The following is a 13,154-nucleotide window of genomic DNA, read 5'->3' as shown; positions in this document are numbered from 1 at the left end:
GTTCAAGCTGTCTGGCGGCAGCACGTCAGTACATGACATCCAACCCGCCAGAGCTCATCGAGGGGTATCCGGTCGACATCGTGGGAGAATGCGAATTCCACGTGCAAGAGTGGAGCAAGAAGGTGAACCACGTGGACCTGGATGCACTCTTCGAGGCGGCGGAGAAGCGAACGCGGCGGCGGCCGGAGCGCTGTCCGCCTGCCGACTCGATGAGCTGAGCTTCATCCCGTTCGAGAAGTCCTTCCAGGTGGCCCAGGAAGGTTGTGGCGGACCAGGCTCCGGGCGCTCTCCCCCACGCCGCCTCTCGCGCCCAGGCCACCCATCGAGCGCACGCTCCCGCCTTCGCCGAAGCCCTGCGCCACGAGCTTCCCCGGTGCCCAGATTCCCAAGGGGTCCGCCCTCGGGGGAGAGATGCTGGAGCTTCCGGGCTACCAGGAAGTCCATTCGGTCTACAGCGGGCCCCGCTACGAGGTCTTCCGCGTGCGGACGGACAGCGGTGCGTCCCATGTCGTGAAGACCGTACGTCCCGGTCCCCTCGCGGAAGCCAGCGCCGACATGCTCCGCCACGAGCACGCGATGCTCCTGGAGCTGCGCGATGTCCCGGGCGTCTCGCGCGCCCTCGGGCTCGTGGACCTGGCGGGGCTCCCGGCGCTCGTTCTCGAAGACGCGGGGCCGTGCTCCCTCCAGGACTGGCTGCGCCGGGGCCCGCCGAGCGTGGAGACCTTCCTGGAGCTGGCCATCTGTATCGCGGACGTGCTCGGCGCGCTGCACCGCAAGCACGTCATCCATCGCGACCTCAACCCCGCCAACCTCGTCGTGGCACCGGACGCACGGCGCCTGGTCCTCATCGACTTCGACCTGTCCACGCGCGTCCCCGGCCTCGTCCAGGCGATGGGCATCCCCGGGGGCCTCGAGGGGACGCTCCAGTACATCGCTCCCGAGCAGACGGGACGGATGAACCGCCTGGTGGACCACCGCGCGGACCTGTACGCGCTGGGCGCGACGTTCTACGAGATGCTCACCGGCGAGGCGCCCTTCCTGTCGGCGGACCCCGGGGAGCTCGTCCACGCGCTCCTCGCGAAGCCGCCCGTGCCTCCGGCCGAAAGGGCGCCCCAGCTCCCGGCAGTGCTCTCTGACCTGGTGATGAAGCTGCTCGCGAAGGTGCCCGAGGAGCGCTACCAGAGCGCCCGGACGCTGGCGGCGGACCTTCGCGAGGCCGCGCGGCGGTGGCACGAGTCTGGCGCCATCGCCCCCTTCGAGCTGGGGCGGCGCGACGTGGCGCGGGAGCTGGTGATTCCCGACACGCTCTTCGGGCGCGAGCGCGAGCTGGAGGCCATGGAAGCCGCCCTGGCCCGAGTCCGCGCGGGCGCAAGCGCGCGGGTGCTGGTGAAGGGTCCCGCGGGAAGCGGCAAGTCCTCGCTCGCGCGGGCGTTGCATGGACGGGTGGAGGGGGGGGGCAGGTTCCTCTGCGGCGGCTGCGCTCCGCTCCGGGGCCATGTGCCCTATGCGCCCTGGGTGGAGGCCTTCCGGGGCCTCGTCGCCGGGCTCCAGGAGGAAGCGCCACAGGACGTCTCCGCATTGCGCGGTCGCGTCCAGCAGGCGCTGGGCACGCGAGGACGCGTCCTCACCGCGCTGCTCCCCGGACTGGAGGCGCTCACCGGCGAGCAGCCCCCGGTGGTCGCGCTCGGGCCGAAGGAGGCGGAGAGCCGCTTCCACCTCGTCTTCCAGTCCTTCCTCCACGCCCTCGCCACGCGGGAGCGCCCGCTCGTGCTGTGGCTGGATGACCTCCAGTGGGCGGACGCGGCCTCGCTCGCGCTGCTCGAACGCGTCGTGCTGGACCCGGACCTGCACCACCTGCTGTTGCTGGGTGCGTACCGCCCCGAGGAGGCGGACCCCGCCCATCCCCTCGCGCGCACGCTGGAGTCCCTCCAGGCGGCGGGCGTGCACTTTCAGTCACTGGAGCTGGGGCCGCTGGACCTGTCCGCGCTGGAGTCGCTCTGCGGCGACACGCTCCGCTGCGGCCCTGAGCGCGCGAGCCCCCTGGCCAGGTGCGTGCTGGAGAAGACCGCGGGCAACCCCTTCTTCGTCCATTCCTTCCTCCGGCACCTGCACCGCACGGGGCTGCTGGCCTTCGACGTGGAGCGGGGCACGTGGGAGTGGGACCTGGACCGCATCGAGCAGGCGGAAGTCACGGAGAACGTGCTGGAGCTGATGCTGGCCGCCATCTTCCGCCTCCCGGAGCGTACCCAGCGCCTGCTGAAGGCGGCGGCCTGCATGCGGGGCCCGGTGGACCTGTGGCTGCTCGCCGCGGTGGTGGGTGCGCCCGTCGAGGACACGGCCTCGGACCTCTGGAGCGCCATTCGTGAGGGGCTTCTCGTCCCGGTGGGTGAGGTCCCCCACTTCCACCCCACGCATGAAGACGCCGCCGGCCCGCAGGCGTCCCTGCACGCCGCCTACCGCTTCGTGCATGGCCGCATCCAGCAGGCCGCGTACTCACTGCTGGCGGAGGACGAGCGCCGGCGGTTGCACCGGGACATCGGGCTGCAGCTCTGGGCGGAGGCCTCCGAGCCCGAAGAGGAGCAGCGGCTGTTCGAGGTGGTGGACCACCTCAACCAGGGCGCGGAGCGCGGGGACGCGGAGGCGGAGCGTCACTGGCTCGCTGGCCTCAACCTGCGCGCGGGCCGCAAGTCCCGGGACGCGTCGGCCTTCGACGCCGCGCTCGCATACTTCCTGCGCGCGCGGGAGTTGCTGACGCCGGAGGCCTGGCACTCCCAGCGTGAGCGGATGTTCCACCTGCACCGGGACGCGGCGGAGTGCGCACAGCTCACGGGGGACGGCGCCCTGGCCGAGTCCCTCCTCGAGACGGCGATGGCGCACGCGGCGACGCCCGTGGAGAAGGCGGACCTCTTCGGGCTGAGGATGAGCGCGTGCACGCTGCGGCGCGCGCACGCGGAGGCCCTCCACTGGGGGAGGGAGGGCCTGCGGCTGCTCGGAGTGGCGCTGCCGGAGGGCGACGCCACAGAGGCCTTCCGGGCGGAGTTCGCGAAGATGGAGGAGTTCCGGCGGGGCCGCTCGGATGGGGAGCTGCTCGCGGCGCCGCCCATGACGGACCCGGCGCCGCTGGCGTGCATGCGATTGCTGATGCACGCGGGGGTGGCGGCGTGGTTCTCCGACCCACCGCTGTTCTCCTTCATCTACACGCGCATGCTCAACCTCTCGCTGGAGCATGGCAACTCGGTGTACTCGGCCTATGCCTACGTGTGCTTCGGCATCATCTTCGGAGAAGTGCGGGGCGACTTCGCGTCGGGCCACCCGTTCAGCCGGCTGGGGGTGGAGCTGAGCCGGCGCTCGGCGAATCCGCGCGAGGAGTGCCGGGTCCTCTCCGCGTTCCTGTTCTACATGCACCACTGGCGCGAGCCGCTCCGCTCCGCCCTGCCACTGTTGCGCCGGGGCATCGACGCCGGGCTGGAGAGCGGGGAGCCGCAGTTCGTCGCCTACCTCCTGGCGAGCACGGCCTTCACGCGGCTGCGCATGGGCACGGAGCTGGGCCGCGTGCGGACGGAGGTGGAGTCCGGCCTGGCCTTCGACCGGAAGAGCGGGCAGCACGCCATGGCCGACGTGCACCTCGCGATACGCCAGGCGGTGCGGTGCCTTCAGGGGAGGACGCGCGAGCGCGCGGGCTTCGACGACGACGGCTTCGACGCGCGGGCCTTCGAGGACTCCGCGCGGAGGGACCCCACCATCCTCTGCCAGTACGAGGTCCTCCGCCTCCAGACGTCGTACCTGGTGGGGGACCTGGCGGGGGCGCGGGAGTGGGCGCGGGTGGCGGAGGCGCACCTGCCCTTCGTGCGCTGGCTCTTCACCGCCACCGAGCACGCCTTCTACGCGGCGCTGACGCTGGCGGCGAGCGAGGAGGACGCCCCCGCCGCGGAGCGCGAGTCGCTCGTCGAGCGGCTGGAGCACCACCACCGGAGGCTCGGCGCGTGGGCGGAGTCCAACCCGGGCAACTTCCGCCACCGCCACCTCCTGGTGTCCGCGGAGCTGGCGCGGGTGAAGGTGCGCCACAACGAGGCGATGACGCTCTACGACGAGGCCATCGACCTGGCGCGCGAGGAGGGCTTCCCGCAGGACGAGGCGCTCGCCAACGCGCTGGCCGGCCGCCTCTACCATTCGCTGGGCCGCCGCAGGGTGGCCGCGCTCTACCTGCGCGCCGCGCGGGAGGGCTTCGCCCGCTGGGGCGCGAAGGACGTGGTGGCCATGCTTCAGGAGGAGTTCCCGGACGTCCAGGCTCCGGAGGCGGGCTCCTGGGAGCGGCCGGTGACGCCGACGGGCGAAGAGCCGCGCGGGGCGGCGCTGGACCTGCTGAGCATCATGAAGGCAGCGCAGATGCTGTCGGGAGAGATGGCGCTGGAGCGGCTGCTGGAGAAGCTGATGGCAGTGTGCCTGGAGGCGGCGGGCGCGCAGCGGGGCGCGCTGGTGCTGGAGTCCCAGGGGGCGCTCGTGTTGCACGCGGTGGGGATGGTGTCGGAGCCGGTGGAGCTGGTCCGCGAGCCGCTCGCGGAGGCGCGCCAGGTGCCGGGCTCGCTCATTCGCCACGCGTACCGCACGGGGGACCTGGTCGTCCTCGGGGACGCGGCGCACCAGGGGCGCTTCGTGTCGGACGCCTACGTGGCGCGCGAGCGGGTGAAGTCGGCGCTGGCGGTGCCCATCCGCCGGCATGCGAGGACGGTGGGGGTGCTGTACCTGGAGAACAACCTGGCCACACATGCCTTCAAGCCGGACCGCGTGCAGGTGCTTCAGTTGCTGTCCTCTCAGATGGCCATCTCCCTGGAGAACAGCTTCCTCTTCGAGGAGCGGAAGCGGGCGGAGGCGTCGGTCCGCTTCCTGGCGGAGTGCAGCATGGTGCTCGCCGAATCGCTGGACTTCGAGGCGACGCTGATGCGCGTGGCCCGCCTCGCGTCGCCCGTCCTGGGGGACGGCTGCGCCATCGACGTGGTGGACGAGGACGGAAGCCTGCGGCGCGTCGTCACGACGCACTCGGACCCGACGCTGGAGTCGGTGTCCCGGGAGCTGCAGCGGGACTACCCGCCCGACTGGAATTCACCCCAGCCGTCCGTGTGGGTGATGAAGACGAAGCAGCCGCTGCTGCTGCCGGAGCTGACCGACACCATCCTCGCGCCGCTGTGCCGGGACGCGCGGCACGCCCGGCTCATCCGCTCCCTTCGAGCCCGGACGTTGATGGCGGTGCCGCTCCTCGCCCGAGGGCGGACGCTGGGGGCCATCACCTTCGTCTGTGCCAGTCCGGGGCGGCGCTACAATTGCTCGGACCTGGCGCTGGCGCAGGACCTGGCGCGCCGGGCCGCCATCTCCCTGGACAACGCGCGGCTGTACCGCGAGTCCCAGCAGGCCATCCACCTGCGCGACGAGTTCCTCTCCATCGCCGCGCACGAGCTCTACACGCCCATCACCGCGCTCCAGCTCTCCGTGCAGGGGCTGGCGCGGGGTGGGGCGGCGCCGTCACCGGAGACGGTGCTGCGCACCGCGAGGACCACGCAGGCGCAGACGCGTCGGCTGGCCCACCTCGTCGACGAGCTGCTGGACGTGTCCCGCATCGAAACGGGCCGCCTGCATCTGCACCTGGAGCCGGTGGACCTCGCCGCCGTCGTACAGGACGTGGTGGAGGGAATGAAGGATGCCTTCACGCGGGCCCAGAGTCCCCTGAACCTCCACGTGGACGCCTGCTGCGCGGGACGTTGGGACCGCGTCCGGCTGGAGCAGGTGGTGACGAACCTCCTGTCCAACGCGCTCAAGTTCGGCGCCGGCCGGCCCATCGAGGTGCGGCTGGAGGAGGTGGACGCCCACGCCAGGCTGGACGTGGTGGACCAGGGCATCGGCATCCCTCCGGCGCGGCTGCCCTTCATCTTCGGTCGCTTCGAGCGGGCCGTCTCGTCGCGGGAGTACGGAGGCCTGGGCCTGGGCCTCTTCATCGTGCGGGAGATTGTCTCCGCGCTGGGCGGGCGGGTGTCGGTGGAGAGCACGGAGGGGCAGGGCTCGCGCTTCACCGTGGAGCTGCCCAGGACGGGGCCTCCTGATGTACGCCCGGCTCCGGGGGAGGCTCCGGAGCCGGTGGCCCACGCCTGAAGGCCGGCCGTTGCTAGCGCGAGCGCGCCTTCAGTCCATGCCGGCGCATCAACTCGAAGAACGCGCGCCGGTGCTTCCCGCTGGCCCGCGCCGCCGCGGCGATGTTGCCCTCGTGCTCGGTGAGGGACTCCTCCACCCACGCCTTCTCGAAGGCCTCCACCACCCGCCGCTTCGCCGCCTGGAAGGACTCGCGCGACTGCCGCTGCGCCTCCAGCCGCGCGGCTGAGGAGGGCATCACCTCCGAGAGCAGCGGCAGGTGCTCCACCTCCACCCGCCTCCCCGGCCGGGTGCACAGCAGGAAGCGCGCGCAGTTCTCCACCTCGCGCACGTTGCCCGGCCATGAATACGTGAGCAGCCGCTCCAGCGCCTCCGCGGTGAAGGACACCGGCGCCTGGCCATACTCCGCCGCGTAGTGCTCCAGGAAGTGCTCCAGCAGGGGAGGGATGTCCTCCGGCCGCTCCCGCAGCGGCGGCACTTCAATGGGCAGCACCCGCAGCCGGAAGAACAAGTCGAACCGGAAGTTGCCCGCCTGCGTCTCCGTGAGCAGGTCCGCGTTGGTGGCGGCAACGATGCGCACGTTCGAGCGGTGCAGCTTCGAGTCCCCCAGCGGCCGGTACTCCTTCTGCTGGATGAGCCGCAGCAGCTTCACCTGGTTCGCCAGCGGCAGCGCGTCCACCTCGTCCAGGAACAGCGTCCCGCCTTCCGCCTCCGCCACCAGCCCCCGGTTGCGCGTGCGCGCCCCGGTGAAGGCCCCGCCCACGTGACCGAACAGCTCGTTCTCGAAGAGGTCCGAGGGCAGTGCGCCGCAGTTGACGGGGATGAAGGGGTGGGGCGCGCGCGGGCTCTGCTCGTGGATGCGCCGCGCGTACAGCTCCTTGCCGACCCCGCTCGGCCCCTGGATGAGGACTTCCGCGTCATTGGCCGCTGCTGCGGCGACCAGCGCCAGCAGACGGAGATGGACCGGACTGCGTCCCAGGATGGTGATCATGTGCGAGCCCCCCCGCGACACCCGAACGCTACCGACCTTCCAGACTCCTTCAAGAAAACAGCATGTCTCGAAATGTCGGAGAAGGTCGTGACTTTCATCGTCCTACCCGTGGGATGGGGACTCGCCTGGAGACCCGATCGAGCACACACGGATTGAACGGGCTTCGCGGATTTTCTTCCCTCACGGGGGGCTCAAGGCCCTCAGTCGTGGGTGCCGATGTGCTGGTCGCCGTGGGCGTCGCAGACCCAGTGGAAGGCGCAGGAGCACGCCACGGCGCGGGCGCGCGTACAGCAGCGGCCGCCAAAGTGCTCCGGCAGCGCAACGGCATCCTCGTCCGGAGGAGGCTCGGGCAGCAGCAGCGGCTCCACGAAGTCCTCGATGCGCTCACAGCCCCCAAACTCGTCGAACATGGCCGACCTCCAGGCTCACGAGCGTCAAGGTAGAGAGGGGGTCTGACAGGAGGGCGCCCCGTGGTGGCGGATGGGGCCGTCCCGCCAGCCGTCCTGCAAGCGTCAAAGTGGCCTCTGTCCGGGGGTGGATCCTTCCATCGGTGAACGCCCTACGGGCTGACTGTGGGGAAGTGAACCTGTTGCGGCGGGTGCAAGTGGGCGGCATGGAAGAAGCTGGGGTCCCGGCGGTCAAAGAGGCGGAGGTGTGGAGGCCATGCGCAGGGAACGGCGGATCATCGGCGTCTTCGGATCAGGCAAGGAGGACCACGAGGAACGGGTCATCCCGCTCGTCCGGTGGATCGCCGAGGCGGGGTTCGACCTGCTCACCGGAGCAGGCAGCGGCGTCATGCGCGTGGCGGCGGATGCCTTCGTCCAGGTGGAGGGCCGGCGGGGCATCTCCATCGGCATCGTCCCGGGCACGGTGGACGGCGGTGAATACCGGCCCCGCTCCGGCTACCCCAACCCCGGCGTGGAGCTGGCCATCTACACCCACCTGCCGCTCAGCGGCGAGCAGGGCACCGACTTGCTGTCCCGCAACCACATCAACGTCCTCACCCCCCACGCCCTGGTGGCGCTGCCGGGCGGCGCGGGCACCGCCGCGGAGGCCGCCCTGGCCCTGCGCTACGGCAAGCCCGTCATCCTCTACGGCCCCCCGGAGGCCTTCCGCCGCTTCCACTCCGAGCTGGAGCGCACCGACTCCCTGGAGCGCGTGGCCGAGTTCATCCGGGAGGCCGTCCGGGAGCCGGGCCGCCTGTCTGCCCACTAGCGACGGGATTCCATGGAGTTCCCGGTTTGACGCGACGCATGCCAACGGCGTTTCCGAACCGTCTAGAATGGTACACAGGGGGGAGACGGGTGGAACCGCTGAAGGAACGGGCGGCCACACCGTTTCTCGTGCGCTCACATGATCAGTGCCCAACATCCGCTCGCCAGCTGGTTCCTCGTGGTCTCGGTGGCCTTCTTCCTGCTGGTCTACGCGCTGCCGCTGCTGCTGATACCGCTGACGTGGGCGCGCTGGTTCGGGTGGAAGCCGCAAGAGGGGAACACCGACCTGACGGTGTACTTCGCGCGGTGCCTGGGCGCGGTGGCGCTGGCCATCATCAGCACGGTGGTGCGCTACATCCCGGACCCGGGGAGCCAGCCGGTGCTGTTCGACCTCATCGGGATGGTGTGCGTGGGCATGGTGGTGGTGCACGTCTGGGGCGCCCTGAGGAAGGCCCAGCCGCTGTCGGAGACGGTGGAGATCTTCTTCTACGCGGTGGTGGGTGTGGTGGCGGTGTGGATCCGCTTCGGGATGCTGACCTGAGGGAGCGCCCATGCTGCCGGCGGACACAGACCCCATCCTCACCTCGCTGGCGCCGTACATTCCCGGCGCCGTGCTCCGCAAGCTGGAGCACACGGAGCCGCACGCGCTGCCGCCGGTGGAGTCGGTGCGCGGCGCCATCCTCCTGCTGGACATCGCCGGCTTCACGCCCATCGTCGTCAGCCTGAGCAACGCGGGGCCGCGCGGCATAGACGCGCTCCAGCGCCTCTTGACGAGCTACTACACGGAGATGATCGACGTCGTGAAGGACCACGGCGGCGACATCTACCAGTTCGCCGGAGACTCCATCCTCGCCTGCTTCGAGCCCGCGCCGGGCGAGGGTGACGCGGGCGTGGTGCAGCGCACGGCCCGGTGCGCGCTGGGCGTGCAGCGGCGGCTGATGCGCTTCGCGCAGCTGGAGTTGCTGGGCCAGCGCTTCACCGTGTCCTCGCGCATCGGCATCGGCTTCGGTGAGTCGCACCGCATCGTGCTGGGCTCCACGGGCATGTGGATGCACCCGGCGCTCATCGGCCAGCCGCTGGAGCAGGCGGTGAGGGCGGAGAAGCGCGCCACGGTGGGCGAGGTGCTGCTCAGCCCCGAGGCGTGGGCGCTGCTGCCGGACGCCGCGCGAAAGGGCGAGCCGCGCGACGGCGCCTGGCGCCTGGAGCCCTCCGCGCCCTTGCAGGCCTGGCCGGCGCCGTCCTTCACGCTGTCGGGAGGCGACGACCTGGTGGGGCGGTGCGCGCTGCTTTTGCACCCGGTGCTCTTCACGAAGATCACCACGGCGCACCAGGAGTTCAGCGGCGACTTCCGCGACGTCACCTGCTTCTTCCTGCGCTTCACCAACACCAGCAAGCCCGGGCAGGCGGAGGACTTCACCCGCGAGCTGAACGCCTTCTACGAGTACGTCCAGCGTGAGAGCGCGCACCACGGCGGCGTGCTCCTGATGACGGACTTCACGGACAAGGGCAACGTCCTCTACGTCATCTTCGGCGCACCCACCGCGCTGCAGAGCAAGGAGGTGCTGGCCAGCCGGCTGGCCTGCAAGATCCTCCGCGAGCGGGAGAACTTCCCCTTCGTGCAGGAGCTGCAGATTGGCATCGCCACGGGGCACGCGTACTTCGGCGACATGGGCTCGCCGTGGCGCAAGGGCTACTCGGCGCTGGGCGAGGTGGTGAACATGGCCGCCCGGCTGATGACGCACGGGCGGGGCACGGGCATCCACGTCGATGCGAACACGGAGCGCAAGCTCCAGCAGAACGGCTTCGCCACCGACTTCGTGGAGAACGCGAAGCTCAAGGGCGTGACGCGCGAAGTCCCGGTGTACCGGCTGCAGGCGGAGGTGCGCCGCAGCCTGTTCATCAAGGGCAAGGGCGACATCGTCGGCCGGCGCACCGAGCTGGACGCGCTGCGCACCGCGGTGGGCGAGTCCTTCGAGGGCAGTGGCCGCATCTGCGTGGTGTCCGGCGAGGCGGGCATCGGCAAGTCACGGCTGGGCGCGAAGGTGGTGGAGGAGGCCGAGGAGCGCGGCGCGCGGAGCCTCTACGGCATCTGCTATTCGTACGAGATGTTCACCCCCTTCTTCCCGTGGAAGGAGGTGCTGGTCCAGGTCTTCGGGCTGCATGACGGAGACGACCTGGAGACGCAGTTGGTCCAGCTGCGCCTGGGTTTCGAGGGGCTGGAGGACACGGGCCCGGAGTGGATACCGGTGCTCGCGGGCATCCTCGGCATGCCGGTGGAGGAGGAGCCCGTCACGCGCGAGCTGGACGCGCGGCGCAAGAACCAGAAGCTCTTCCAGATCATCCTCCAGCTGCTGGAGAAGCATGCGCGGCAGACGCCGGTGCTGCTGTTCTTCGAGGACCTGCACTGGGCGGACAACATCTCCGTCGACCTCATCGAATACGTGGCGGCGCGGGTGGCCTCGCTGCGCGTGACGCTGCTGGTGACGATGCGGCCGGGCGAGCACCTGAAGAACCTCAAGGGGCTGCCCGGCCTGCACCGGTTGGACCTGTCCAACCTGGACGACGAGGACACGCGGGCGCTCTTGCGGCTGCACCTGCGCATGGAGCCGCCGGACACGGCGCTGGAGGACATGCTGCTGGCGAAGGTGCAGGGCAACCCGTTCTTCACCGAGTCCATCGTCCAGGGGCTGGTGGAAGGCGGCTACCTGGGGCCGGTGTCGCCGGGCTCGGAGCGGATGGAGCGCAAGCGGAGCCTCCAGGCATTGGAGCTGCCGGACAGCATCCAGGACGTGGTGCTGGCGCGCATCGACCTCTTGAGCGAGACGGAGAAGCTGGTGGTGAAGGTGGCCTCGGTGGTGGGGCGCATCTTCACGCTGGAAGCGGTGGCGGAGCTGGCGCCGGGCTCGGTGCCGCGGCGGCGCATCCGCGAGGCCATCGACACGCTGACGAAGCTGGGGCTCATCCTGCTGGAGGTGGAGGAGCCCTTCACCTGTATCTTCAAGCACATCGTCATCCGCGACGTGGCGTACAACACGCTGCTGGTGTCCGCGCGCGAGGACCTGCACCGGAGGATGGCGCGCTTCATCGAGACACGCGCGGGGGACAACCCCGTGAAGTCCGCGGGCATCCTGGCCTACCACGCGCTTGCCGGAAACGACGAGCTGAAGGGGCTGGAGTACACGCTGATGGCGGCGCGCAGCGCGCGCGAGCAGTACGCCAACGACGACGCCATCCACCACTACAACCGCGCGCTGGAGATTCTCGGCGGCACGCAGGCGTTGGACCCGGACGAGGTCCTCCTCAAGACGCGCACGGTGATGCAGGAATTGGCGGAGACGCTCCTGCAGGCGGGCAACTACGCGGGCGCCATCCACATGTTCGAGCAGTGCCTGGCGGACGAGGAGCAGGAGTCGCGCCGGGCGGAAATCCACCTGGGCCTGGGGCGGGCGCACCAGGAGAAGGGCGAGTCGAAGCGGGCCATCCAGGAACTGGAGACGGCGCTGGTGCTGATGGGCCGCACCATGCCGCGCAACCTGGTGGCGCTCGGAGTGCGCACGGTGCTCGCGCTGGGGCTGCACCTGCTCTACGGCGTCTTCCCGTGGCTGGTGCGACCCCTGGGCTCCCGGCTGCCGCTGTACCTGAAGCAGCTGTCGACGCTCATCTCGCTCATCAAGATCTACTACTTCGCGGACATCGGGAAGCTGACGTGGGCGACGATGGTGGCCGCGACGATGGCCGAGCGCTCGCGCAGCGAGTACGGACTGAGCCTGGCGAGCAGCTACTACGGCTCGCTGCTGTTCGGCTCGGGGCTCCTCAAGCGCTCCGGGACGTGGTGCCACCGGGCGCTGGAGCACGCGAGGCGCTCGCGGGACTCGGCGGCGGAGGGCATTGCCCTGAGCCGGCTGGCGACGCTGAACATCTTCACCAACGAGCAGGCGCGGGGCATGCAGTACGGCGAGGAGGCGGTGGCGCTGCTGCGGCAGGTCGGTGACATGTGGGAGGTGCAGACGGGGCTGATGATGCTGGCGACGAGCCAGTTCCTCGCCGCGCGCTTCGAGAGCGCGGAGCGCACCTACCGGGAGATGGGGCGGATGGGCGTGGAGCTGAACGCGCTGATGCACCAGGGCTGGGCGCACGCGTGGGTGCCCATGTGCCGCTACCTGCGAGGGGACGGGGACGTGGGGGAGCTGTGCGCGGAGCTGGAGGAAGGGCTGCGCATCAGCATCGAGGTGCAGGACCTGGCCAACCAGTGCGCGAGCCTCAACCACCTGGTGAACGTGGCGGTGCGGGAGCACCAGGTGGAGGAGGCGGCGCTGATGGCGGTGCGCGCGGACGAGGCGCTCTGGCGCTACCACGTGCTGGTGCCCTTCCTGCAGATTGGCCTGGTGGACGCGGCGGAAGGTGCGCTCTTCGCGCTGGAGCAGGGCGCCGTCTTGGTGCCGAAGGAGCAGCTCTGGGCGATTGTCCGCCGCTGTGCCTTCAAGGCGCGGGCGCTGGGGAAGCTCTACCCGTACCTGCGGGGCCCGGCCATGCGGGTGACGGCGCGGGCGAAGGCGCTGAAGCGCGGCGCGAAGGCGGCGGAGCCGCTGTTCGAGCGCGCGCTGAAGGTGCTGGAGGCCACGCCCAACCGCTGGGAGACGGGCGTGGCCTACCTGGACGCGGCGGTGGCGCTGCCGCACCGCCGCGGGGAGTTGCTGACCCGCGCGAGGGAGGTGTTCGTCTCCATCGACGCGCAGGCGGAATTGCGACGCGTGGACCGGCTGGCGGCGGAGGCCATCGTCGCCGCGCCGGCGATGGCGTCGTAGCAGGCG

Annotated in this window: 6 protein-coding genes; 4 read left to right on the top strand and 2 right to left on the bottom strand. The window is 70.6% G+C overall.

All coding sequences use genetic code 11. The features are described 5' to 3' along the window. Nucleotides 1–411: 411 nt before the first annotated feature. Nucleotides 412–6,141: an AAA family ATPase gene (locus tag G4D86_RS33645; RefSeq protein ID WP_163998205.1), complete on the top strand. Its 5,730-nt coding sequence runs from the start codon at nt 412–414 to the stop codon at nt 6,139–6,141. A gap of 13 nt (nt 6,142–6,154) precedes the next feature. Here the strand turns inward: G4D86_RS33645 and G4D86_RS33640 are convergent, their stop codons facing one another. Further along, nucleotides 6,155–7,129, bottom strand: a complete 975-nt coding sequence (locus G4D86_RS33640; protein ID WP_163998204.1) for a sigma 54-interacting transcriptional regulator — start codon at nt 7,127–7,129, stop codon at nt 6,155–6,157. 200 nt (nt 7,130–7,329) lie between these two features. Further along, entirely contained in the window at nt 7,330–7,539 is a 210-nt protein-coding gene (locus G4D86_RS33635) for a hypothetical protein (RefSeq protein WP_163998178.1), read from the bottom strand. A gap of 253 nt (nt 7,540–7,792) precedes the next feature. On the opposite strand from G4D86_RS33635, the gene G4D86_RS33630 reads away from it, so the two are divergent. The 3 genes from G4D86_RS33630 (at nt 7,793) to G4D86_RS33620 (ending at nt 13,148) form a co-directional block, all read left to right on the top strand. Continuing rightward, on the top strand, nt 7,793–8,344 hold the full coding sequence (locus G4D86_RS33630; protein ID WP_163998203.1) for an SLOG cluster 4 domain-containing protein: 552 nt from the start codon (nt 7,793–7,795) through the stop codon (nt 8,342–8,344). A gap of 138 nt (nt 8,345–8,482) precedes the next feature. After that, nucleotides 8,483–8,884, top strand: a complete 402-nt coding sequence (locus tag G4D86_RS33625) for a hypothetical protein (RefSeq protein WP_163998202.1) — start codon at nt 8,483–8,485, stop codon at nt 8,882–8,884. Nucleotides 8,885–8,894: 10 nt separating this feature from the next. Continuing rightward, entirely contained in the window at nt 8,895–13,148 is a 4,254-nt protein-coding gene (locus tag G4D86_RS33620; protein ID WP_163998201.1) for an AAA family ATPase, read from the top strand. Nucleotides 13,149–13,154: the final 6 nt, after the last annotated feature.

The sequence above is a fragment of the Pyxidicoccus caerfyrddinensis genome, assembly GCF_010894405.1.
In the GTDB taxonomy this organism is placed as follows: domain Bacteria; phylum Myxococcota; class Myxococcia; order Myxococcales; family Myxococcaceae; genus Myxococcus; species Myxococcus caerfyrddinensis.
The sequence above is the reverse complement of the archived record's forward strand: the minus strand, read 5'-3'. Positions and strand labels throughout refer to the sequence as shown.